Below are 24,562 nucleotides of genomic sequence, written 5' to 3'. Positions count from 1 at the left end.
TTTTATTTTTTTCTATGTATGAAAAAAGACGATAAATTTCTACATTTTTTAGCATCTCATGCTAAAAATTACGGTTTTGTTTTTCCATCTAGTGAAATTTATGGAGGGATAAATTCTATATATGATTATGGACAATATGGTGTAGAATTAAAAAATAATATAAAGGAATATTGGTGGAAATCAATGACTTTACTTCATGAAAATATAGTAGGATTAGATTCTTCTATACTCATGCATCCTGATATTTGGAAAGCTTCTGGACATATTGAAAAATTTAATGAATTGCTTATTGATAATAAAGATTCTAAAAAAAGGTACAAACCTGAATTATTAATTCATAAAAGAATAAATTATTTATTTGATAAATATAATCATAAGAAAAAAAAAGATGAAATATTGTATAGAATGTATAAATCTTTAAAAAGAAATGATTTATTAGATATTCGTCTTTTAATTGATGAACTAAATATTTCCGATCCAATATGTGGATCTAAAAATTGGACAAATATTCGTTTATTTAATATGATGTTTAAAATTCCAGAAAAAAAATTGGATTTATTTCTTCGTCCAGAAACAGCTCAAGGTATATTTTCTAATTTTTCAAATGTAAAAAAATCAGGAAGAATGAAAATCCCATTTGGGATTGCTCAAATAGGTAAATCATTTAGAAATGAGATTGTAGCAAGACAATTTATATTTAGAATGCGTGAATTTGAACAAATGGAAATGCAATTTTTTATTTTACCAGAAGAAGAAAAAAAATGGTATGAGTATTGGAAAAAAATTAGATTAAAATGGCATTTAGAATTCAAATTAGGAAAAGATAAATACAAATTAAAAAATCACATAAATTTAGCACATTATTCCAGCTCAGGAACGGATATAGAATTTAATTTTCCTTTCGGCTTTAAAGAAATAGAAGGAATACATTCTCGTAGAGATTTTGATTTAAAAAGACATGGATTTTTTTCAAAAAAAAAGTTAAGATTTTTTGTAGACCATTTTCCTTCAAAAAATTATATTCCTTATGTCATAGAAACATCGTTAGGCCTAGACCGTCTTTTTTTAGCCATTTTTTCTTCTTCTCTTAAAATTGAAAAATTAGAAAATGGAAAAGAACGTGTTGTATTAAAAATTCCTCCATATTTATCACCAATTAAAGCCGGTATATTTCCATTGGTTTCGAAAAATGGTCTTCCTGAAATTGCTAAGAAAATATTTAATGAAATTAAAATTGATCATAAATTAATTTATGATCAAAAAGAATCAATTGGAAAATTATATCGTAGACAAGATGCTATTGGAACTCCTATTTGTTTTACTATAGATTATGATACAATAGAAAATAATACGGTAACCATGAGACATAGGGATACTATGAAACAGAAACGAGTTCATATAACTAAAATATCTGAAGAAATAGAAAAAGAAACAGGATTGAAAAATATTTTAAGAAAATTGTCTAATGATTTAGTAAATTAGATTGATATCTCTTATTTTTGCTCCTAACTTATCTTTTAATAAATTTTCTATTTTTTTCATTATTTTATGAATAGTAATATCGGTTAGAGTTCCTACGTTACTCTCAAAAAAGAAACTTATCGTATAAGATTTTTTTTCTTTCGGTAAATTTTTTCCTTCATAAAAATCATATATTTTAATTTTTTTAATTAGATCTTTTTCTTCTTTTTTTATGAATTGATGTATCATTTCAAATGTAATAGATTTATCTACTAATATAGATAAATCTCTTTTTGAGATAGGATATTTAGAATAAGGAATAAATATTATTTTATTTTTTTGAATAATAGAAATTAGGTATTCCCAATCTATTTCTGCATAAAAAATATTTTTATTATCTGATATGTTTTCTTTTAATTTTCCTAATTCTATTAAATTTTTATTTTTGTATCTGATGAAAATACTTTTTATTAAAAATGGGTGAAATGAGTTTATTTGAGTATAATTTTGTATACCTATTCTTTGAAAAATTTGTTCTATAACACCTTTTAAGTCAAAGAAAGAAGAAAAATTATAAATTTTTTCATTTTTTTTTATTTTTTCTGATATAGCTATACTAAGAAAAGTTTTTTCTAATAATTGACTATTATTTTTATAATATATTTTTCCTATTTCAAAAAATTTCATTTTTTCATTCTCTTTTTCTCTATAAGAATTAAATTTTATACAATCTAAAAATCCGAACAACAAACTGGATCGCATAGATTTATTATCATATTTATTAATAGAATTTAATATTTTAATTTCCTCTATATGAAGAAATTTATTTAATAGAGAAGTATTTTTACTTGTTCTTATTATAGGAGAATTTATAATTTCTTGGAATCCATAATTAACTAATTGACTAAAAATAATTTTCTGTATTTCTTCTTCTGTTTTATATAAGTAATTATTAGTAGGTATTGGATATTTTTGTTTCTTATTAGAAATACGGATTTTTTCTAATCCATAAATACGTAATATTTCTTCTATTAAATCTATTTCTCTTTGTACATCTATTCTATAAGGAGGAACAAGAACTAATAATGATTTATTTTTTTCTGATAAAATGATTATTTCAAGTAAAAATAAAATTTTTTTGATTTTTCTATTTGAAATAGTCTTTCCTAGAATATCTTTAATTTTACTATAACGTAGTTCTATTTTACAATGATTTATCGGACATGGATAAAAATCGACTATATCAGAACGAATTTGACAATTCGTTATCTGTTTGATTAGAGTATAAGTTCTTTGTAAGGCTTTTACAATCATATTTGGATCTATTCCTCTTTCTAATCTAAATCTAGAGTTTGTATTTATCATATGCCTGATTCCAATATTACGTATATATGTAGGGTTAAAATATACGCTTCCTAAGAAAATATTTTTAGTTTTTGTATTAATGTTTAAATCAATATTATTTATTATTCCTGCTATTGATAAAGGTTTTTTTTGATCATAAATTATCAAATCTTTTTTACTTAGTTCTCTTTTTCTGTTGTCTTCAGAATTGAAAAATAAATTTTTTTGTCCATTTTTTATTAGAAAAGTGTTCCCTTCTATTTTATCTGCATCAAAAACATGTATAGGTATACCTAATTCAAACGTAACAAAATGGATAATATCTATGATATTATTTACAGGTTTTATTCCTATAGATTTTAATCTTTTGTGAATCCAAGAAGGAGATTTTTCTATTTTTATTTTGGAAAGAATTAATCCTGAGTACCTTTTACATTCATTATTTTTTTCAAAAAAAATTTTAAAACTATATTTATTTATATTTTTTTTTGAAAAATTATTTATTTTTGGTTTTATTAAATTAGTTTTATATCCTCTAAATTTTAAAAATGCGTATAGATCTCGAGCTATTCCATAATAACTCATAGCATCAGAACGATTAGGTGTTATTTCTAGATCTAGAAGATAATCTTCTATTTCTGTATTTTTTATTATGTTCTTTACATTGAGACCTAATTCGGTTAAATAATCTGATATTTTTTCTGCGTTAAGATGAACGTAGATATATTTTTTTAACCAATTAAAAGATATTTTCATATTATAGACATAATCAATATTAGAATTTCTTCTTCTTTAAAAGAAGAAATAGGCCTAAAAATACCTAGTTTATTTGAGTAATATAATTCAAAACAAACGAATTCTTCTTGAATAGAAGATAATGTATCTATTAGAAATAGAGAATTAAATCCAATTTTTATAGATTGATCATCTATAAAATTTTTGTTGTTATATTTATATTCAATTTTTGAAGAACTAGAAACCATAGTATCTTCTTCATAAAGAATTATTTTATTTTTTTTTAAACAAAAACGAATAAAAATTATTTTTTTTTTAGAAAAAATAGATATCCTTTTAATGGAGTTCAAAAAAAAAATACGATTAATAATAAATGATATATCATAACTTTTTTTGGGAAAAACAGAACTATAATTAGGATAATTTTCATTTATTGACCTGCATAAGAAAGTTTTTTTTTGAAAAAAAAATTGAATTATATCAATAATTTGATAAAAAGTAACACTATTTTCTTCATAGGATAAAATATTCTTAAGTATTATTAATGATTTTTTAGGAATAGTAAACTCCATAAGTTCATTAGATTTAATACTATTAAAAGTATATTTTATTAATTTATAAGTATCTGTAGCTATAAAGCTAGCTCCATATGGAGATAATTGAAAAAAAAGACCGTTTTCAATGGATTGAACATCTTCATTTCCTATATAAATTATAGTCTTATTTAAAATTTTTAATAAAATTTTTGATAATAAAGTTGCTTTTAAAAATTTTTTTTCCCTAAAATTTTCTATTTTCGAAATAATTTGATAATTATTTTTTTTATCATATTGATAAATAGGAATGTCATAATTTCCATATTTAGAATAAATAACAAGTTTGTTTCTTTTTTTTTTAAAGAGAAGATTTTCATTTGTAAAAGTTTTTAATAAATTTATCATGAATTTTGTATGTACAGTTACTTTATCTTTAGAAAATTGTTTAACACGTATTTTTATTTTTATTGTAATTAAATTATCTACTGAATTTGAATTCAATATAATTAGGTTATCTCCATTAATTTCTAATGTCAATAAATTATATTCATCGGTGTGAATAATTTTTTCTAGAATATCTAATTCTTGTAAAAGAGAAAAACTAGAAATAAAAAATTGCATATGATTCCTTTTTTTCTTTAAAAAAGAAAATAAATAAATTCATGAAAATAATGTATGTTTTTATAGTAGTAGCGTGAGGGGGAGTTGAACCCCCGACCTCTGGGTTATGAATCCAACGCTCTAACCAACTGAGCTATCACGCCTTTCCTAATAAAAATATTAAATTATGATTTAATATAATAAATATAAGATAAGAATAGAAAGAATAAAAATTAATCTTTTTTCTAAAAAATCTTAGTTAATTTTTTGATATTATGTTTTTTGATTTAAGTAATTACAGAAAAGACTACAAAAAAAATTCCTTAATAGAAACTGAGGTCCCTATGAATCCTTTAGAACTTTTTCATAAGTGGTTTCAAGAAGAAAAAAATATTTCCACTAATAAAGAAAAATATGAAGATTATAATGCTATGTCTCTTTCAACTATAGGAGAAGATGGAGGTCCAGAAACCAGAATTGTTTTATTAAAAATGTATTCTGAAAAAGGTTTTATTTTTTATACAAATTACCGTAGTATTAAGGGACAAGCTATTCAAAAAAGGCCAAAAGTTGGCATATCTTTTTATTGGCCTAATACAGAAAGACAAATTTTAATTAAAGGAAATGTAAGAAAGATATCAAAAGATAAATCAGATAAATATTTTTATAAAAGACCTATAGAGAATCAAATTGGATCTTGGGCATCTAAACAAAGTCGCATTATACCATCTAAAAAATATTTATTAATTCAGTATAAAAAATGGTATTTTTTTTTTAAAAAACATATAATAAAACGTCCTTTTGATTGGGGAGGATATCTTGTTAAACCATATAGAATGGAATTTTGGCAAGGACAACCAAATAGACTTCATGATAGAATAGTTTATTCTTTAGAAAAAAAGAATGATTGGAGTTTGTTCAGATTATCTCCATGAGAATTATATTAAGAAAAATAAAATGAAGGTAAAAATTTTATTTTACCTTCTATATTTTTTTTTAAATATTATAAATTTGTTAAATCTGCTCCTATTTTGAATTTAGCAACTTTTTTTCCTGGAATATAAATTTTTTTACCTGTTCTAGGATTTATCCCATTTCTAGGATTTCTTTTTACAACAGAAAAGGTCCCAAATCCAATTAAGGAAACTTTGTCTCCTTTTTTTAGGGATTCAATAATTGTTTCGATAAATGCATCTGTTACATTTTTAGCTTTTATTTTAGTTATTCCAGTTTTTTCCGCTATGGAATTAACTAATTCTGTTTTGTTCATGACATATAAATTATAATAAAGTTATCAATTATTAATTTTAGCAAATATATAAAGATTTATTGTGGAAAAAAGAGATTTTCAATATAAAAATCTTCGTCTTATAGAACAAATAGATTTTCTTTTATTTTAATTCCATTAATTAAGTTTTTAATATTCATTTTTTTTCTTCCTTCTATTTGTGCTTCCATAATAAATATAAAACCATTTGTAACAGAAACTTTCATTTCTTGTGAAGAAAGAAAAACTAATCCTATTGGATGGTTATGTTTTTCTCGTAATTTTTTGACAAAAAAAATTTTTAGTCTGACAAATTTATTGTTATTATAAGATAAATAAGTCCACGCAGTTGGAGAAGGACTTAATCCTCTTATTTTATTATAAATATCATCTATAGATGACTCTTTCCAAAAGATTTTGCAATCTTTTGTTGATATTTTTGGTGCATTTTTCAATAATGAAAATTTGGTTTTATTTTGGGGTATAGACTTAATTTTTTTTTGAATAATTCCTTCCAATGTTTTTATAATCATAGGGCCACTAATTTTTTTCAATCTTTTTTCAAGATCTCCAGCTGTATCTTCTTTTTTTATTTGAATTTCTTTTTGTAAGAGGATATTACCAGAATCTATTTGATTAGATATGAAAAAAGTAGTTAATCCTGTTTTATTTTCTCCGTTCATAATAGCCCAGTTTATTGGAGCTGCACCTTTATACTGTGGAAGAAGAGAAGCATGTAAATTAAAAGTCCCCATTTTTGGATAAGACCAAATTTTTTTTGGCAAAATTTTAAAGGATACAACAATTTGTATGTCTGCGTTCCATTTTTTTATTTCTTGAAAAAAAGAAGAATCTATTAAATTTTTTGGTTGTAATATAGGAATACGATTTTTTATTGCATATTTTTTTATAGGGGATAAATTCTTTTTTTTACCCTTAATTTTTATATTATCAGGAGAAGTTACTATTCCTATTATGTTATATTCTTGATCAAATAATTCTTTTAAAGAAAAAAAAGAAAAAAATGAGGATCCTATGAATACAATTTTAGGAAACTTTTTCATAATTTATTTATGTTTTGTTTGATTTTAATTAAAATTCACTAATTTTATCTTTTATAAAAAAAAGTTCATTAATTGTCAAAATTAATTCATAATAAAATATAATATGTATTGGACTTTAGAATTAGCCTCTCATTTAGAAGACGCTCCTTGGCCAGCTACAAAAGAAGAGTTAATTGATTTTGCTATTCGTACTGGGGCTCCATTAGAAGTAGTAGAAAATCTTCAAAAATTAGAAAATGGAGAAGGAGAAGTTTTTGAGTCCATAGAAGATATATGGGCTGATTATCCACGTGATGACGAAGATTTTTATTGGAATAGAGATGAATATGAACTTTAATATGTGAGAAATATTTACATTTTAATCAATCATATTATTTATTGATGAGTTTTTTTAGAACTGTCTTAAAAAAGATATTTTGGAATAAAAATGAAAAAGATCTTCATGAAATCAAAAAGTTTGTAATTCATATAAAAGAAGAAGAGAAAAATATATCGATTTTATCGGATGATGAGTTAAGAAATAAAACTAAGGAATTTAAAGATCTTATCATGAATTCTACTAAAAAATTTTATGATGAAGAAAAATATTTTCTAAAAAAAATAAAAGAAAAATCATATTCTTCTGTGAAATCTTTAGAGATAATTTATTCAACAATAGAAAAAATACAGGAAGAATGTTATCAAACAGAACAAAAGATTTTAATAAATCTTTTATCAAAAGCTTTTGCTGTAATCAAGGAAACAGCTAAACGTTTTAAAGAAAAAAAACAATTAATTGTCAAATCCACCATTTTTGATCAAAAAATATCGAGAAAAAAACCTTATGTTCTATTAAAAAAAGATAAGGCAATTTGGAATAATAAATGGGATGCGTATGGAAAACCGATCACATGGGATATGGTTCATTATAATGTTCAATTAATGGGTGGAGTTGTTTTACATCAAGGAAAAATAGCAGAGATGGCTACAGGAGAAGGAAAGACTTTTGTTGCTACTTTATCTGCTTATTTAAATGCATTATCTGGTAGAGGAGTACACATTGTTACAGTCAATAATTATTTATCAAAAAGAGATTCAAGTTGGATGGCTCCTTTGATAGAATTTCACGGATTGACAGTAGACTGTATAGATCATTATCTATCTTCTGATGTATATATGCGTAGAAAAGCTTATCAAGCGGATATTATTTATGGAACAAATAATGAATTTGGTTTTGATTATTTACGTGATAATATGGCTTGTTCTAAAACAGAATTAGTTCAAAGAGATTTGAATTATGCTATTATAGATGAAATAGATTCTGTATTAATAGATGAAGCTCGTACTCCTTTAATTATTTCAGGTCCAGTGGATCCTCATAAGGATAATAAAGAAGAATTTAAGCTTTTGAGAAAAAAAGTGGAAAATATTGTAAATAAACAACATATAAAAGTTACAAAACTATTTCAAGAATCTAAAAATTTTATAAAATCTGAAGATAAAGAAAAAGGTAGTTTTAAACTACTTCAAGTATACCGTGGTTTACCTAAAAAAAAATTCCTGATTAAATTTTTAAGTGAGGATAAAAATCGTTTAATACTACAAAAAGTAGAAAGTCAGTATTTACAAGATAACGGAAGAGAGATGCATAAAGTGGATAAGGATCTCTATTTCGTGATTGATGAAAAGAATAATACTGTAGAATTAACGGATAAAGGGTTCGAATTTTTATCTAAAAATGTAGAAGATCCAAATTTTTTCGTTTTACCTGACATAAATTTGGAAATGACTGAATTAGAAAAAAATAATTTTTCTAAAGAAATAGAAATCAAAAAAAAAGAAAAACTTCTAAAAAATTTTACTACAAAAACACAAAGAATACACACTATAAATCAACTACTTAAAGCTTATACATTATTTGAAAGAGATGTAGATTATGTTGTTTTAGAGAATAAAGTTAAAATAGTAGACGAACAAACTGGTCGTATTATGGAAGGAAGGCGTTATTCAGATGGTCTCCATCAAGCAATAGAAGCTAAAGAAAAAGTAAATATAGAATCTTCTAGTCAAACTTTTGCTACTATTACTTTACAAAATTATTTCAGAATGTATAAAAAAATTTCTGGTATGACCGGAACAGCAGAAACTGAATCCGGAGAATTTTGGCATATCTACAAATTAGATGTAGTAGTTATTCCTACACATAGACCAATAAAAAGAATTGATTTACAGGATTTTGTATTTAAAACAAAACGAGAAAAATATAATTCACTTATAGAAAAAATTATCTTTTTATCCAAAAAGGAAAAAAGGCCTATACTTGTTGGAACGACCTCTGTAGAGGTGTCTGAGTTTCTTAGTAGAGCTTTAAAATTTAGGAAAATAGAACATAATGTTTTAAATGCTAAATTACACGATAAAGAAGCTGAAATTATAGAAAAAGCAGGATATCCAGGTTCTGTTACTATAGCAACCAATATGGCTGGTAGAGGTACTGATATTAAATTATCAAAAGAAGTCGTTGAATATGGAGGTTTAGCTGTATTAGGTACTGAAAGACATGATTCTAGAAGGGTTGATAATCAATTAAGAGGACGTTCTGGACGTCAAGGGGATCCAGGAAGTTCTCAATTTTACGTATCTCTAGAAGATAGTTTAATGCGTTTATTTATTGATTCAGAAAGATTATCTAATTTAATGGATCGATTTGGACACAAAGAAGGTGATATTATTCAACACCCTTTATTAACAAAATCTATAGAAAGAGCACAAAAAAAAATAGAAGATAATAATTTTAGTATGCGGAAACGTCTATTGGATTATGACGATGTGATCAATAAACAAAGGGTATTTATTTATAAAAAACGAAGAAATGCTCTGTATGGAGAAGGATTAAATTTAGATATTTCTAATATGATTTATGTTTTATTAGATCATATGATTTTTGTTAATAAATATTTTAATGATTTTAAAAATTTGGAATATGAATTTTATCAAGTTTTTGGAATAGAATTTCCAATAAAAGAAAATGATTTTTTTTTATATAAAGAACGTGATTCTATCAATCAACTTTATGAGTTATTGATAGATTTATATGTGAAAAAAAAAGAGAAAATAGTTTCTAAAGACATTTTTCCTCTTACTTCAAAGATTATAAATGGAAAAGGAGATAATATAGATTATAAAATTCAAGTAATGTTTACAGATGGAAAAATTAATATAGTTTCTGTCTCTAGTTTAATGGATGTTTATAATAGTGGTGGATTTTCATTATTATCAATATTTGAAAGAAAAACTATATTGTATTTTTTAGATGACAAATGGAAAGAGCATTTACGTGAAATGGATAGTTTACGATATTCAGTTCAAAATGCTGTTTTTGAACAAAAAGATCCTCTGATTGTTTATAAGCAAAATGCTTTTAATTTATTTCAAGAAATAGTCTATGAAATTAATAAAGATGTTATCTCTTTTTTGCTAAAATCTGAAATGATAAAGGATGATGTTTTTTGTATTCCAAATGATAATATGATAAGTTCTGATTTACTGAAAGTAAAAATAAAAAGTGGAAAAAAATTAGGAAGAAATAATAGAATTAATATTCGTCATTTAATTACAGGAGAAACTAAAAATATAAAATTTAAACAGGTGAATTTTTTTTTAGAAAAAGGAGAATGGGTTATAAATGATGATATATACTAATACGATTTTTTTAATTACAAATAAAACGTATATTTTTTTTTACAGTTTTTATCATAGTGATGTGTTATTTTAGTGTGAGTTTATGGTCTATAAAAAAGAACTATGATAATGTTCAAAATATTCCATATAATACATTTGGCGTAGTTTTGGGGACTTCTAAATATTTATATGGAGGAGGAATAAATGCTTATTTTAAGTATAGAATAGATGCAGCTTATTTTCTTTTTCATCGTAAGAAAATAAGTTATATTATTGTTAGTGGAGATAATAGAGAAAAGAATTATAACGAACCTAGAATGATGAAGAAGGAATTAATAAATAAAGGAATTCCATCCTCTTTTATATACGAGGATTTTTCTGGAATTTGTACTTTACTTTCTGTATTAAGAGTTGGTAAAATTTTTCATCAAAAAAAATTTACTATTATTTCTCAAAAATTTCATAATGAAAGAGCTGTTTTTATTGGAAATTGTTTAGGATTAGATGTGATAGGTTTTAATGCAAAAAGTTTATCCTTTGATTACAAAATACAATTTAGAGAAATTCTAGCAAGAATTAAAGCTATATGGGATATTTTTATTTATTTATTGTCAAGAAATATAGGATAAATATTTTTTGAATATTTTTGAGTTATTAGATTTTTTAGTATTAATTTCTAAAAGGGAAGGTTTTTTAGTTTTATTCCAAAAAAAATTCAAACTCCTTTTTAAAGAAAAGTGGTTGGATACTATATTATAATTCCAATTATGCATTTCACATATTTTTTTTGCAGTAAAAAAATGTTTTGTTTCGAAAAAATTGAGAATATTTTTAGGAATTTTATTTTCTAAAAGAAATCTAAAAATATTTCCTCCTCCATTATTTATTAGTATAATTCTAAAATGATTTGGAATATAATTATTCCATAAAGCATTACTATCGTAATAAAAACTTATATCTCCAATAATTAAAGTTACTCTTTTTTGACTATTAACGGAATAACCAATAGCTGTAGAAACACTTCCCTCTATTCCTGAAGTACCTCTATTGCAATAAGATTGTATTGAATATTTTTTTTGATCAAAAAGTTGATAATATCGTATAATTGTACTATTACCTAACTGTAAAATAGAATTATTAGGAATGGATTTGAAGATTGAAAATAGAACTTTAAGATCTGAAAAACTTTTTTCTTTTCTTAAAAAAAAATTGTTTTTTTTTCTTCTTTTTTTTCTTACATTTTCCCATTTATATCTATAATTTGATAAATATAAATTTTTTTTGTTATAAAATTTTTGGAAAAATATTTCCGGTTTTATTTTCCAATAAGTAGTCAATCTATAATAAGTATCTGGATATTTTTCGAAAGAATCACCAATATGCCAGTGATATAAAGGAGGATTTTTTCGTAAAAGAAATTTTATTTTTTTGGAAATAATATTTTCACCAATAGTTAATAATATATTAGGTTTTAATGAATTCCATTCTGTATCACTCATATTGAAAATAAGTTGATCTATGCATGAAAAAAACAATTTTCCTGATATATGGGATGTTGTTTCAGTAAATATCACTACAGTAGGATCTGTGCTAATTTTTTTTAAAATATTTTCCAATTTTTTGTCTTCTTTATATAAACCTAATAAAATCATCTTTTTTTTAGATTTATTCCATATGAATTTTTCTTTTTTATAATATTTAGGTTTTTCTAAATGATTTTTTATAGTATGGATAATTTTAGGTTGTACATTTAAATAATTTGTTGTTTCATAAAGAGGCTCTGAAAATGGAATATTAATATGAATAGGTTTTTTTTTCTCTATACATCTATTAATTGATTCATTAATCAACCTATTATTATACCATAATCCTAAATTTGATTCATCTTCTGTTAATTGAATAGATATTTCTACATGATTTTGAAAAATTTTCTCTTGATGAATAGTTTGTCCTTCACCAACATCTATAATTTCTTTTGGACGATCTGCTGTTATAAAAATAAGTGGAATATTTTGATAAAAAGCTTCTGTCACTGCAGGATAATAGTTAACTGTAGCAGATCCAGAAGTGGAACTAAGAACTACTGGTCTTTTTATTTTTTGTGCTATTCCTAAAGCAAAAAAACCAGCACAACGTTCGTCTACAATACTATAAGTTTTGAAAGATACGTTTTGGGTAAAATGAATGATAATTGGAGCATTTCTAGAACCTGGAGAAATAACTACATGATAAATAGATTTAGCTCTCATAATTTCTCCTAGAGATTGGACAATTTTTTTTTTAGAATACATTTTTCATAAAAATCAAATTAATCCACCATTAACATTTAAAACAGAACCAGTAATATAATTAGATAAATCAGAAGCAAGAAATAAACAACAATTTGCTACATCTTGAGGAATTCCTGGTCTTTTTAAAGGAATATCTTCGATCCATTTTTCTTTTATCTTATAGTGAAGAAGAGAATTCATTCTAGTATCTATATATCCAGGAGAAATAACATTACAACGAATATTTCTTTTTCCTAATTCTTTAGCTATTGATTTAGTGAATCCTACAATACCAGCTTTCGATGCAGCATAATTTGATTGTCCATAGTTTCCTATTTTTCCTATGATAGAACTCATATTAATAATACTTCCTTTTTTCATCTTCATCATAGGATGAATAACATGTTTAGTCATATTAAAAATAGAATATAAATTAGTTTTAATAACCGTATCCCAATCATTTTCATTCATTTTAAATAGTAAATTATCTTTTATGATTCCGGCATTATTCACTAGTATATCAATACGACCATGTTTATCTACAATCCTTTGAATAAATATTTTAGAATCATCTAAATTCTGTAGATTTATTTTATATGATTCTGCATTACCTCCTAATTCTTCACTTAATTGTTTAGCTTTTTTTTTAGATGAAAAAAAAGTAAATATGACATATGCTCCATGTTGTACAAATGTTTTAACTATTGATCTTCCTATATCACCAGAACCTCCTGTTATTATTGCTAATTTACCATTTAAGAGTTTCATACATGATTTTATTATAAAATTTTAATATGAAATTAATTTGTTTTTCAATATTTTCATAAGTATTGTCTATTTCTACAGAATTTATTGATTGTTTAAGTGGAGAAATTTTTCTAGAAAGATCCATATTGTCTCTATAAAGTAAGTTTTTTTTTACATTTTCATAGGATATTTTTTTTCCTTGTTTTTGATAATCTTGATATCTTCTGTAAGATCGAACGTCTATTGATCCTCTCATAAAAATTTTTAATTCTGATTTTGGTAAAATTTTATATCCTATATCTCTTCCTTCCATTATAATTCCTTTTTGATTTACAAATTTTTTTTGTATAATCATTAATTTTTCACGAATTTCTGGAATTCTAGCTAAAAAACTTACTTTATCCGATACTTCTACAGATCGTATTTCAGATTGAATATTTTCTTCATTTAAAAAGATTTCTGTTTGATTAGTTATTTCATTCCATTTAAATTGAAGATTTATGTTTTTTAATATAGGAAGAAAATTTTGAATATTCCATAAATCACTATTAAAAACTTTATTTCTAATAGCTAATAAAGTAATAGATCTATACATGGCTCCTGTATCTATATAAGAATATCCTAACTTTTTAGAAAGTTTTTTAGCTAAACTACTCTTTCCAGAAGAAGAAAATCCATCTATAGCTATAGATATTTTTTTATTCATATTTTTAATTCGTATTTATACGACAATAGTTTATAATAAAGTTTGACAACTAGAAAATCTGTAGAAGATTCTTCTTCATTTGGTAAAAGTTCAACAATATCAAATCCTACAACTCTTTTTTTGTTAAAAACCATTTTTAAGAATTTTAGTGTTTTATACCAAGATAAACCTCCTGGTTCAGGAGTTCCTGTGGAAGGAGCTATACTTGGATCAAAAACATCTATGTCTATGCTTATAAATACATTTTTTGATAATTTTTGAATAGCTTCTTCCATCCAAAATTCATTTTGATAAATTTCATGATAATAAAAAATGTTTCCATTTTGTATGTATTTTTTTTCTGTAATATCCATACTTCTAATTCCTACTTGTATTAGAGGGTATTTTTTAGAAGCTTCATACATAGAGCAAGCATGATTATAAGGAGACCCCTTATAAATAGGTCGTAAATCTGTATGCGCATCCATATGAAGGATACTCATATTTGTATATTTTTCTCCAAAAGCTTGAATTCCTCCTATGGATATAGAATGTTCACCTCCTATGAAAGTTACAAACTTATCTTTTGATAGATATTTTTTTGCAGTTTCGTAAACTTTTTTAATCATTTTTTCAGAAGAAATGGAAGAATTTACAATAGAAGGAACTATAAAAATACCTCTTTTATATACCTCCGAATCAGTTTCTATATCATATAATTCCATATGTCTGGACGCTGAAAGAAAAGCTTCAGGTCCATTTTTAGATCCTATTTTCCATGTAACTGTATGATCATATGGAACTAAAATAAGTATAGTTTTAGATTTTTCGAGTATTGCGTATTTTTCAGGTATTCCTGCAAAAGTTGGATTTTTCATCATCAATTAATAACCCAATATTTTTAATATTTCTTTAGGTCTCTGAGAATGTCTAAATATTCTATATATTAATTTTTTTCGATCATTATAATCTATTAAAATATGAATAGGTTGCGGTATTAAACAGTGGTGAACTCCTCCATATCCGCTTATTGTATCTTGGTATGCTCCTGTATTAAAAAAACCAATGTAAAGTGGAGCTTCTTCACGAAAACAAGGAAGATAAATAGCATTCATATGTTGCTCAGAATTGTAGTAGTCGTCACTATCACATGTTAAACCTCCTAAAAAAACTCTTTCATAAGAATCGTTCCAACGATTAATTGCCATCATAATAAATCTACGACTAATTGCCCATGTATCAGGAAGTGTAGTCATAAAAGAACTGTCTATCATATTCCATTTTTCTCTATCATTTTGCTTTTTTTGACTAAGTATTTTATAAATAATGCCTCCACTTTCTCCTACTGTGTAAGCACCAAATTCTGTGTATATATGAGGTTCTGATATGTTTTCTTCTTGACAAAATTTTTTTATTTGATAAACGATTTCATTTGTCATATATTCATAATTGTATTTAAAAGACATAGATGTTTTAATAGGAAAACCTCCGCCTATATTTAAAATATCCAATTCAGGTGCTAAATTTTTTAATTTAGCATAAATATGTAAACATTTAAAAAGTTCGTTCCAATAATAAGCGGTGTCTTTTATTCCAGTGTTAATAAAGAAATGAAGCATTTTGAGTTCAAATTTTGGATTATTTTTTATTTTATTTAAGTAAAAAACAATAATATCCTTATATCCTATCCCTAAACGAGAAGTATAAAATTCAAATTTAGGTTCTTCTTCAGATGCTATTCGTATTCCTAATTTAAAAGGATAATGTATAAAAAAATTCAATTTTTCTAGTTCATCGTAATTATCTAATATAGGAATGGTATTAGAAAAACCGTTATTAATTAATTCTGATATATTTTCTATGTAATTATGAGTTTTGAATCCGTTACAAATCACTTCAACATTTTTATTCATTTTTCCTTTTTGATAAAGATTTTTAACAATTTCTATATCATATGCATATGAAGTTTCTATACTAATATTATTTTTTAATGCTTCTTCCAATACAAAAGAAAAATGAGAACTTTTAGTACAATAACAATAAGTATATTTATTATTATATTGATTTGAAAAAATGGCTTTTTCAAACCATTTTTTAGCTTTCTGTATATTTTGAGATATTTTTGGTAAATAAGTAAATTTTAACGGAGTTCCATATTTTTGTATAATATCCATTAATGGAATTCCATGAAATTCTAAAAAATTATTTTTAATTCTAAATTCTTCCGTAGGGAAATCAAAAGTTTGATCTATCAGATCATAATAACGAATTTTCATAGAAAGATTAATAAAAATTTAATTTTATGGTTAATAAATTTTTCCTTTTTTATTGTAAATTAAAAATTTTTTTAAAAAAATATCTATTTCTCCATTCATTACAGAGTGAATGTTGGATGTCTCATGACCTGTACGTAAGTCTTTTACTAGTTTATAAGGATGCATGATATAATTTCGTATTTGAGATCCCCATTCTATTTTTTTTTTATCAGATTCTATTTGATTTTTTTTTTCGTTTTTTTTTTTGATTTCTATTTCAAATAATCTAGATTTTAGAAGTTGTAAGGCTTTTTTTCTGTTTTGTATTTGCGAACGAGTTTCTGTATTCTCAATAATTATACCGGTGGGATTATGACGTAATCTAACTCCTGTTTCTACTTTATTGACATTTTGTCCTCCAGATCCACCAGAACGAAAAGTATCCCATTGTAGATCGGAGTCTTTTATATAAATATTTGTATTTTTGTCTACCAGAGGATAAACATAAACAGAAGAAAATGAGGTATGACGTTTTGAATTGTTATCAAATGGGGAGATACGTATTAATCGATGAACACCATTTTCTCCTTTTAGATATCCAAAAGCATACATTCCACTAATCTCTAAAGTAACGGTTTTTAATCCTGCTATATCTCCAGGAATATGATGAATATTTTTAACAGAAAAATCTTTCTTTTCAGACCATATGATATACATTCTCATTAACATAGAAGTCCATTCACAACTTTCCGTTCCTCCTGCTCCAGAAGAGATTTGTAAAACAGCATGAAGAATATCTTCTTTATCCGAAAATAAATTCTTTAATTCCATGTTATAGAGTAATTTTTTAGTTTTACCTAATTGAATTTGAAGTTCCTTTTCAAGGTCTTCTTCTTTAGAAAGTGAAAATAAAATTTCTAATTCTTCTAAAGCGTTTTTTAATTGATAAAAATTATTCATACATGTTTTCATGGCATGTAAGCGTTTTGTATAACCTTGAGCGTTTCTTATTTTTTTCCAAAAATTAGGATTTGAAATTTTTTCTTGTTCCTTTTCTATAAACTTTTTTATATTTTCTATGTCAAGAATTTCTTTTAGTTTGTGAATTCTATCTGAAATTGATTGTATTTCTTCTTTTTTTATCATCCTACTGATTTTCATAAAAAATATTTATTTTGCTTATGTAAGTTTTTTTTTATATTTCGAAATATGTAAAAAAATAAGTATGAATTTCAATAAATTAACTATAAAAACTAAAGAAATAATACAAGAAGCACAAAATATTGCTATTAATAACAATCAAACATTAATAGAAAATTCTCATATTTTAAAAGCAATTCTATATAAGAAAGAAAATATTATTTCTTTTTTTTTGAAAAGATTAAATATTGACCGTCAAATAGTTATTAATGCAATAGACAGATTAATATCTTGTTATCCTAGAGTTATTAGTGGTAAAATTCAATCTCAACAACATTTAAGTCATCAAGTAATAAAAATGTTAAATATAGCGAAAAATTATGCAAAAAAGATAAGAGACGAATTTATTTCTATTGAACATATTTTTTATGGTATTTTTATGACGGATGATCAAATTTCTCAATTATTAAAATATCAAGGAATTACAGAAAATAAAATAAAAAATTTGATCGAAGATATTAGAAAAAAAAATGGAAATATTATTTTACAAACAGAGGAAAATAATGTATACAATTCTTTAGAAAAATATGCAAAAAATCTTAATGAATGGGCTTTAAATGGAAAATTGGATCCTGTTATTGGACGTGATGAAGAAATACGTAGAGTTTTACAAATTTTATCTAGAAGAACAAAAAATAATCCTATTCTTATTGGAGAAGCGGGTGTAGGAAAAACTGCGATTGCTGAAGGTTTAGCTCATAGAATTATTAATCGTGATATTCCGGATAATTTAAAAAAGAAAAAAATTTTTTCTTTAGATATGGCATCTCTTATTGCTGGAGCTAAATATAAAGGAGAATTTGAAGAACGTCTAAAATCTGTAGTAAAAGAAGTCTCTTCTTCTGATGGAGAAATAATATTATTTATTGATGAAATACATACATTGGTAGGAGCTGGTAGAGTCGAAGGATCTATGGATGCCGCAAATATTTTGAAACCAGCATTGGCAAGAGGAGAACTTCGTGCTATAGGAGCTACAACATTAAATGAGTATCAAAAATATTTTAGAGTAGATAAAGCATTAGAAAGAAGATTTCAACAAGTTTATGTTGATGAACCTTCTATATGCGATGCTATATCTATATTACGTGGAATAAAAGAAAAATATGAAAGTTATCATAAAGTTAGAATAAAAGATGAATCCATTATTGCTTCGGTAGAATTATCTAATCGTTATATTAACGAACGATTTTTACCTGATAAAGCAATTGATCTTATAGATGAAGCAGCCTCAAAACTTAGAATAGAAATAGATTCCGAACCAGAAGAATTAGATGTATTGCATAGAAAAATTATGCAAAAAGAAATACAAATAGAAGCTATAAAGAGAGAAAACGATGAAAAAAAATTGATTTTATTAAAAGAAGAATTATCTAAACTAAATGAAGAAAGAAATTTATTACAATTACAATGGAAAAAAGAAAAAGATTTAGTAGATGGTATACAAAAATCTAAAGAAAAAATAGAAAATTTTAAGTTTGAAGCGGAACAAGCAGAAAGATCAGGAAATTATGGAAAAGTAGCAGAATTAAGATATGGAAAAATTAAAGAAGAAGAGAATAAAGTTAAATTTTATGAAATAGAATTAAAAAAACAGGAAAATGAAGGAAAAAAAATGATTCAAGAAGAAGTATCAAAAGAAGATATAGCTCTTGTTATATCCAAGTGGACAGGAATTCCAATTACTAAAATGTTGCAAAGTGAAAGAGAAAAATTATTATTTTTAGAAAAGGAATTACACAAGAGGATTATAGGTCAAAATGAAGCAATAGAATCTGTATCAAACGCAATTAGACGTTCTAGAACAGGACTTCAAGATGAAAAAAAACCTATAGGATCTTTTCTTTTTATGGGGAGTACAGGAGTTGGAAAAACAGAATTAGCAAAAACATTAGCTGAATATTTATTTGACGATGAAAATCATATAGTACGTATAGATATGAGTGAATTTCAAGAACGCCATTCTATTAGTAAACTTATAGGTTCTCCTCCTGGATATATCGGATATGAAGAAAGCGGACAATTGACAGAAGCAATCCGTCATAAACCTTATTCTGTTATTTTATTAGACGAAATAGAAAAAGCTAATTTGGATATATTTAATATACTTTTACAAGTATTAGATGATGGAAGATTAACTGATAATAAAGGTCGTACAGTTAATTTTACTAATACAATTATAATAATGACTTCAAATATAGGTTCAGACATTATTCAAAAATATTTAGATGAAAAAACCACATTTAATAAAATCGAAAACACAAAAAAAATTTTAATTGATTTATTAAAAAATAAAGTAAGACCTGAATTTATTAATAGAATTGATGAGATTATTTTGTTTAAACCTTTATCTAGAAAAGAAATTAAAGATATTGTAAGATTACAAATGAAAAAATTTGGAAAATTATTATCGAATAGAAATATTCAAATAAAGGCAACTAATGAAGTTATAGATTTTTTGTCAAAAAAGGGTTATGATCCTCATTTTGGAGCAAGACCTTTAAAAAGGGTTATACAACATGAGATATTAAATAATCTTTCTAAAGAAATATTACAGGGAAAAATCCATGATAATAATCATATTTTAGTTGATTTTTTTAAAGAAAAAGGAATTGTATTTAGAAAAACAGAATCCATAGATATAAAATAAATAAAAGTGATTCATAAATCTGGATTTGTTAATATTATAGGATTACCTAATGTAGGAAAATCTACATTAATGAATTCTCTTGTTGGTAAAAATATATCTATAATTACAAATAAACCACAAACAACTCGTCATAGAATATTAGGAATAGTTGATAAAACTAATTTTCAAATTATTTTTTCTGATACACCTGGTTTAATTATAAAACCAGCATATCCTATGCAAAAAATTATGATGAAATATGTAGAAAAATCATTAGATGGATCTGATATTATCTTATTTATAACAGAAATAGGAAAATTAAATGTATTCAATAAGTATTCATTTTTTTTAAATTATATGAAGAAAAATAAAAATTTTATTGTTTTGATTAACAAGATGGATAGACTTGGAAAAGAATATGATGAAAGTTTATTGTATAAAACAATAGATTATTGGAATGATATTTTTCCTAAATCAGAAATATTACCAATATCAGCATTAAAAAATATAAATATAGATTTATTAATGAATAAAATATCAGGTTTGTTAGATGAACACCCTCCTTTTTATCCTAAAGGATGGTTGAGTAATAGATCAGAACGTTTTTTTGTTAATGAAATAATAAGAGAAAAAATATTTTCAATATACAAAAAAGAAATTCCTTATTCTGTAGAGATAATAACAGACGACTTTAAAGAAAATCATATATGCATATGCATATATTCTTCTATATATGTAGAAAGAATTTCTCAAAAATTTATTTTAATTGGATCTAAAGGAAGATATATAAAAAAATTAATCAATTTATCGAAAAAAGGAATAGAATTTTTTTTTCATAAAAAAGTCATTTTAAAATTGAATGTAAAAGTATGTAAAAATTGGAGATCAGATTATCAAAAATTAAAAAATTTTGGTTATTAAATTTATTCAAATTTTACAATAAAAAAATTTTTTTTTCCAAATTGGAAAAGAATATATTTTTTTCTAATCATATCTTTTTCTTGAATAAGAATGTTTTTTTTTATGGATTTTTTGTTTATAAAAATAGAATTAGCTTTTAAAGCTTTATTTGCTTTGTTTTTAGAGGAAAAAAAATTGACCTTTTTTAAAAGGTCTAACAGAAATATTCCTTTTTTTAATTCTTTATGAGATACAAGTAAATGTGGTATATTTTCGTATATGGAAAATAATTTTCTTTCATCTAAAGTAAATAGTTTTTTATCTATATATTTTTTACAGAATAAAATATTAGTTATCTCTATTACTTTTTTATAAACTTTTTTTCCATGAATCCACTTGATTATTTCTGATGCAACTTTTTTTTGTAAAGATCTTTTTTCAGGGTTTTCTCTATGTTTCAGAATATATTTTTCTATACTTTCCTTGGAATAAAAAGTATAAATTTTAATAAAATTTTCTATTTCTGTATCGGATATATTCATCCAAAATTGATAAAAAAGGAAGGGGGATGTTCGTTTTTCATCTAACCATATGTTCTCTCCTTTTTCACTTTTTCCAAATTTTACTCCATTAGATTTTGTTATTAATGGAAAAGTAATACCATATGCTTTTTTTCCTGTCTCTTTTCTAATTATCTCTATTCCAGTGATTATGTTTCCCCATTGGTCTGATCCACCTACTTGCAATAGACAATTTTTCTTCATATTTAAATATAAAAAATCATATCCTTGAATAAGAGAATAAGTCAATTCAGTGAAAGACATTCCGTGATTTATCCGTTTTTTTACAGAGTCTTTAGATATCATATTATTTACTGTAATATGTTTTCCTACATTTCGTATAAATTCTAAAAGTGAAATTTTTTTTATCCAATTTATATTATTTAATAGTTCAAACTCTACCGAGTAAAAACCTAACAATTTAGATAATTGTTTTTTTATAGATTCTATATTCTTTTGTATAGTCTCTTGATTAAGAAATAATCTCTGATTCTTTCTTTCTGATGGATCTCCTATCATTCCTGTAGCTCCTCCTATTATTACCAAAAGTTTATGTCCCATTTTTTGAAAATGGATTAATATGATAATAGGGAGCAAACTTCCTAAGTGTAAAGAATCTGATGTTGGATCAAAACCAAGATATATAGTCGTCCTTTTTTTTAATTCTTTTTCTACACCAGGAACTTTATTTGTTATTAAACCTCTCCATGATAGTTCATCAATAATATTTTTCTTCATGTGAAAAATTAAGAATAATTATACATGATTTTAATTTTTTTTATTTTTGTATGAATTTTTTCATGATGATTAGAAAAATTATACTATATAATTTTATAATTACTTTTTTTGCATGTATTCATATCCTTTTTTATTTTTTACTTGAAAACAATTTCAATGTATTAAAAATATATATTTTCTTATTACCAATAAGTAGTTTTTTTTTCTTTTTTTCTTTATTATCTATAACTAAGAATAAATATAGTCTATATTTTATATCTATTTTTTTTAACTATTTTATAAATATTTATATATTTTTTTATTTAGATTTTGACAATTTAAACCAAAGATTTATTCACTTTATTTTTTCCTATTTTATAATTCTTTTTTTTAAAACATATTTCTTATATATAAAGTAATTTTATTCATGATTTTTTTTTGTACAATGTACAGATCGTCCATTTGAATAAAAAACTTGTATGTTGATTTAATTTTTTGATCCAAATTTTCATCTAATCCACTTTCGTAACAAGCAATTAAATGTAATAGTCTTGAAAAACATTGTAGATCTTTACGTAAGTTTTTTTCTTTACTTTCCATAATTTTTACTAAATATAGAATAGTGTTTCGATAGTCTCCACTTCCAAAATACAAACAAGCTATTTTATAATAAAGAATCATAATGTAATGATTATCTAGACGATTAAAAATTTGATTAAATTCTCTAATTAAGGATGGTATTATTTTTTTGATTCCCTCTGAAAAAGAACCTTCCATATAATGTTTATTTATACGATTCGTATACTTATACATAAAAATCAATGTCTTGGTATTTCCATTCAAAATAACTTTATTATTTTGTACTTCTTTCTCGAATTCTTTTAAAAATTTGGTAAATTTAGAATAATGATTGAGATAAAATAAAGTATTTAATAAATAATGATACCCTTTTAAATAGCTTACAGGAGTTATTTTTTTTGTTTTTTCGTTATTTTTAAATAATTTAATCCATTTGTAAGAAGACCTGTAGCACATTAAAAAATCTTGTCGTATATAATGGTACCAAACTTGAGCTTGATACAGAAATAATTTTTCGTAAAAACTAAGTTTTTTTAAGTCGTATTTTGGAATATTAGTTCTAAAATAAGTTTCTATAAAGATTTTATCTTTTTCATTTCTTGCATAACCTACTTTTAGATATAAACCATATAATTCTAAAGATAAATTGGATAAAGAATTACTACATTGTACATGTTCTATTAATTCTTTAGATTTTATGGATAATTCTGTAGATTTAGAATAAAGACTTCTTGTTATATGTTGAGATTCTATCATTTTTTCAAATTCTATTAATTCTAAAAGTATAGTATTAGATTCAATATTTTTAGCTATTTTTTTAGCTTTTTCTAAAAATTTTAAACTTTGTTTGTACAAACCTTTATTGTACAATACTTTAGAAAAATCTATAAGTTCACGTATCTTAATGTCTTCACTCTCTTTAAAATACTGATTTCTAATACTAGTTAAAATTTGTTTGTACAAATAAGCTTTGACGTTGGATAATTGTATTTTACTTATAGAAGTTTTTTCTAAAATTTTTTTTTCATTATACAAATTCATCTTTTTCATAACATCAAAAAGTTTGAGGAATTTTGATTTATTATTTTTTTTTATACGACTCACGTAAAGTTTAAAAACTCTTTTTTCTGACTTTGATAAAGATTGAATTAATAGAAAAAGATTATCTATTTTATTAGAATTTAACATTGTAATTACATTCTTATATTCAATTTGATTAACAATTTATTATAAAATAGTTTATTTAATTATAAATTGTAGATATATGCATTCTTCTATTTCCTTTTTTTTTGGAAAAGAATAGTTTTGTTTGGAAAATAGATCCAAATTATTCAACAAAGAAGAAAGAGAAGA

At 24.0% G+C, this 24,562-nt stretch carries 19 protein-coding genes and 1 tRNA gene; 7 read left to right on the top strand and 13 right to left on the bottom strand.

Annotated features, from left to right (window positions below):
• The first annotated feature begins 18 nt into the window (after nt 1-18).
• Nucleotides 19-1,482 (top strand): glycine--tRNA ligase, encoded by a 1,464-nt coding sequence (locus H0H78_RS02840; RefSeq protein ID WP_185850972.1) that lies wholly within the window; start codon nt 19-21, stop codon nt 1,480-1,482.
• On the opposite strand, the gene pheT is transcribed toward H0H78_RS02840, so the two are convergent.
• From pheT to H0H78_RS02825, 3 genes are all read right to left on the bottom strand, one after another.
• Complete coding sequence (gene pheT / locus H0H78_RS02835; RefSeq protein WP_185850971.1) at nt 1,471-3,561, bottom strand: phenylalanine--tRNA ligase subunit beta; 2,091 nt, start codon at nt 3,559-3,561, stop codon at nt 1,471-1,473. The genes H0H78_RS02840 and pheT overlap by 12 nt on opposite strands.
• Nucleotides 3,558-4,697: a DNA polymerase III subunit beta gene (locus H0H78_RS02830; RefSeq protein WP_185850970.1), complete on the bottom strand. Its 1,140-nt coding sequence runs from the start codon at nt 4,695-4,697 to the stop codon at nt 3,558-3,560. The genes pheT and H0H78_RS02830 overlap by 4 nt, the downstream gene beginning before the upstream one ends.
• Nucleotides 4,698-4,766: 69 nt before the next feature.
• A tRNA-Met gene (locus H0H78_RS02825) sits at nt 4,767-4,840 on the bottom strand.
• Nucleotides 4,841-4,951: 111 nt separating this feature from the next.
• Here H0H78_RS02825 and pdxH point away from each other — a divergent pair.
• The gene (gene pdxH / locus H0H78_RS02820; RefSeq protein WP_185850969.1) at nt 4,952-5,611 is read left to right on the top strand and encodes a pyridoxamine 5'-phosphate oxidase; all 660 of its coding nucleotides are present in this window, start codon (nt 4,952-4,954) and stop codon (nt 5,609-5,611) included.
• 68 nt (nt 5,612-5,679) lie between these two features.
• On the opposite strand, the gene H0H78_RS02815 is transcribed toward pdxH, so the two are convergent.
• Nucleotides 5,680-5,946, bottom strand: coding sequence for an HU family DNA-binding protein (locus tag H0H78_RS02815; RefSeq protein WP_185850968.1), 267 nt, complete (start codon nt 5,944-5,946; stop codon nt 5,680-5,682).
• 98 nt (nt 5,947-6,044) lie between these two features.
• The gene (fmt, locus tag H0H78_RS02810) at nt 6,045-7,007 is read right to left on the bottom strand and encodes a methionyl-tRNA formyltransferase (RefSeq protein ID WP_185850967.1); all 963 of its coding nucleotides are present in this window, start codon (nt 7,005-7,007) and stop codon (nt 6,045-6,047) included.
• 103 nt (nt 7,008-7,110) lie between these two features.
• Between fmt and H0H78_RS02805 the strand changes: the two genes are divergently transcribed.
• Genes H0H78_RS02805 through H0H78_RS02795 form a run of 3 tightly spaced genes read left to right on the top strand, consistent with a single transcriptional unit; the run spans nt 7,111 to nt 11,296 of the window.
• Nucleotides 7,111-7,344 (top strand): DUF2795 domain-containing protein, encoded by a 234-nt coding sequence (locus H0H78_RS02805; RefSeq protein WP_185850966.1) that lies wholly within the window; start codon nt 7,111-7,113, stop codon nt 7,342-7,344.
• A 44-nt stretch (nt 7,345-7,388) separates the two neighbouring features.
• Nucleotides 7,389-10,688: a preprotein translocase subunit SecA gene (secA, locus tag H0H78_RS02800; RefSeq protein ID WP_185850965.1), complete on the top strand. Its 3,300-nt coding sequence runs from the start codon at nt 7,389-7,391 to the stop codon at nt 10,686-10,688.
• 59 nt (nt 10,689-10,747) lie between these two features.
• Nucleotides 10,748-11,296 carry a SanA/YdcF family protein gene (locus H0H78_RS02795; RefSeq protein ID WP_185850964.1) on the top strand — a complete coding sequence of 183 codons (549 nt, stop codon included), beginning with the start codon at nt 10,748-10,750 and terminating at the stop codon, nt 11,294-11,296.
• Here the strand turns inward: H0H78_RS02795 and menD are convergent.
• The 6 genes from menD to prfB are packed head-to-tail and all read right to left on the bottom strand — an operon-like array spanning nt 11,279 to nt 17,770.
• Complete coding sequence (menD, locus tag H0H78_RS02790) at nt 11,279-12,958, bottom strand: 2-succinyl-5-enolpyruvyl-6-hydroxy-3-cyclohexene-1-carboxylic-acid synthase (RefSeq protein WP_185850963.1); 1,680 nt, start codon at nt 12,956-12,958, stop codon at nt 11,279-11,281. The two genes, H0H78_RS02795 and menD, sit on opposite strands and share 18 nt — an antisense overlap.
• A 12-nt stretch (nt 12,959-12,970) precedes the next feature.
• Nucleotides 12,971-13,705, bottom strand: coding sequence for a 3-oxoacyl-[acyl-carrier-protein] reductase (fabG, locus tag H0H78_RS02785; RefSeq protein ID WP_185850962.1), 735 nt, complete (start codon nt 13,703-13,705; stop codon nt 12,971-12,973).
• Nucleotides 13,686-14,390, bottom strand: a complete 705-nt coding sequence (gene cmk, locus H0H78_RS02780) for a (d)CMP kinase (RefSeq protein WP_185850961.1) — start codon at nt 14,388-14,390, stop codon at nt 13,686-13,688. Before cmk ends, fabG begins: the two co-directional genes overlap by 20 nt.
• Nucleotides 14,387-15,247 (bottom strand): agmatinase, encoded by an 861-nt coding sequence (gene speB / locus H0H78_RS02775; RefSeq protein ID WP_185850960.1) that lies wholly within the window; start codon nt 15,245-15,247, stop codon nt 14,387-14,389. The genes cmk and speB overlap by 4 nt, the downstream gene beginning before the upstream one ends.
• 6 nt (nt 15,248-15,253) lie before the next feature.
• On the bottom strand, nt 15,254-16,645 hold the full coding sequence (locus H0H78_RS02770) for a type III PLP-dependent enzyme domain-containing protein (protein WP_185850959.1): 1,392 nt from the start codon (nt 16,643-16,645) through the stop codon (nt 15,254-15,256).
• Nucleotides 16,646-16,675: 30 nt separating this feature from the next.
• Nucleotides 16,676-17,770 (bottom strand): peptide chain release factor 2, encoded by a 1,095-nt coding sequence (gene prfB / locus H0H78_RS02765; RefSeq protein WP_185851287.1) that lies wholly within the window; start codon nt 17,768-17,770, stop codon nt 16,676-16,678.
• Between the two features lie 79 nt (nt 17,771-17,849).
• On the opposite strand from prfB, the gene H0H78_RS02760 reads away from it, so the two are divergent.
• Complete coding sequence (locus H0H78_RS02760) at nt 17,850-20,474, top strand: ATP-dependent Clp protease ATP-binding subunit (RefSeq protein WP_185850958.1); 2,625 nt, start codon at nt 17,850-17,852, stop codon at nt 20,472-20,474.
• 6 nt (nt 20,475-20,480) lie between these two features.
• Complete coding sequence (gene era, locus H0H78_RS02755) at nt 20,481-21,374, top strand: GTPase Era (protein WP_185850957.1); 894 nt, start codon at nt 20,481-20,483, stop codon at nt 21,372-21,374.
• A gap of 2 nt (nt 21,375-21,376) precedes the next feature.
• Here era and tyrS read toward each other — a convergent pair whose 3' ends face one another.
• Entirely contained in the window at nt 21,377-22,651 is a 1,275-nt protein-coding gene (gene tyrS / locus H0H78_RS02750) for a tyrosine--tRNA ligase (RefSeq protein WP_185850956.1), read from the bottom strand.
• Between the two features lie 369 nt (nt 22,652-23,020).
• Nucleotides 23,021-24,397 (bottom strand): hypothetical protein, encoded by a 1,377-nt coding sequence (locus H0H78_RS02745; RefSeq protein WP_238783751.1) that lies wholly within the window; start codon nt 24,395-24,397, stop codon nt 23,021-23,023.
• Nucleotides 24,398-24,562: the final 165 nt, after the last annotated feature.

Origin of the sequence: Blattabacterium cuenoti (genome assembly GCF_014251235.1) — a bacterium.
Lineage (GTDB): Bacteria > Bacteroidota > Bacteroidia > Flavobacteriales > Blattabacteriaceae > Blattabacterium > Blattabacterium cuenoti_AF.
Note: the sequence above shows the minus strand (reverse complement) of the source record. Positions and strands in the feature narration are given on the sequence as shown.

Excerpts from the sequence above, each read along its gene's own strand:
- H0H78_RS02840 (WP_185850972.1), top strand. The coding sequence starts at position 19 with ATGAAAAAAGACGATAAATTTCTACATTTTTTAGCATCTCATGCTAAA.
- pheT (WP_185850971.1), bottom strand. The coding sequence starts at position 3,561 with ATGAAAATATCTTTTAATTGGTTAAAAAAATATATCTACGTTCATCTT.
- H0H78_RS02830 (WP_185850970.1), bottom strand. The coding sequence starts at position 4,697 with ATGCAATTTTTTATTTCTAGTTTTTCTCTTTTACAAGAATTAGATATT.
- pdxH (WP_185850969.1), top strand. The coding sequence starts at position 4,952 with ATGTTTTTTGATTTAAGTAATTACAGAAAAGACTACAAAAAAAATTCC.
- H0H78_RS02815 (WP_185850968.1), bottom strand. The coding sequence starts at position 5,946 with ATGAACAAAACAGAATTAGTTAATTCCATAGCGGAAAAAACTGGAATA.
- fmt (WP_185850967.1), bottom strand. The coding sequence starts at position 7,007 with ATGAAAAAGTTTCCTAAAATTGTATTCATAGGATCCTCATTTTTTTCT.
- H0H78_RS02805 (WP_185850966.1), top strand. The coding sequence starts at position 7,111 with ATGTATTGGACTTTAGAATTAGCCTCTCATTTAGAAGACGCTCCTTGG.
- secA (WP_185850965.1), top strand. The coding sequence starts at position 7,389 with ATGAGTTTTTTTAGAACTGTCTTAAAAAAGATATTTTGGAATAAAAAT.
- H0H78_RS02795 (WP_185850964.1), top strand. The coding sequence starts at position 10,748 with ATGTGTTATTTTAGTGTGAGTTTATGGTCTATAAAAAAGAACTATGAT.
- menD (WP_185850963.1), bottom strand. The coding sequence starts at position 12,958 with ATGTATTCTAAAAAAAAAATTGTCCAATCTCTAGGAGAAATTATGAGA.
- fabG (WP_185850962.1), bottom strand. The coding sequence starts at position 13,705 with ATGAAACTCTTAAATGGTAAATTAGCAATAATAACAGGAGGTTCTGGT.
- cmk (WP_185850961.1), bottom strand. The coding sequence starts at position 14,390 with ATGAATAAAAAAATATCTATAGCTATAGATGGATTTTCTTCTTCTGGA.
- speB (WP_185850960.1), bottom strand. The coding sequence starts at position 15,247 with ATGAAAAATCCAACTTTTGCAGGAATACCTGAAAAATACGCAATACTC.
- H0H78_RS02770 (WP_185850959.1), bottom strand. The coding sequence starts at position 16,645 with ATGAAAATTCGTTATTATGATCTGATAGATCAAACTTTTGATTTCCCT.
- prfB (WP_185851287.1), bottom strand. The coding sequence starts at position 17,770 with ATGATAAAAAAAGAAGAAATACAATCAATTTCAGATAGAATTCACAAA.
- H0H78_RS02760 (WP_185850958.1), top strand. The coding sequence starts at position 17,850 with ATGAATTTCAATAAATTAACTATAAAAACTAAAGAAATAATACAAGAA.
- tyrS (WP_185850956.1), bottom strand. The coding sequence starts at position 22,651 with ATGAAGAAAAATATTATTGATGAACTATCATGGAGAGGTTTAATAACA.
- H0H78_RS02745 (WP_238783751.1), bottom strand. The coding sequence starts at position 24,397 with ATGTTAAATTCTAATAAAATAGATAATCTTTTTCTATTAATTCAATCT.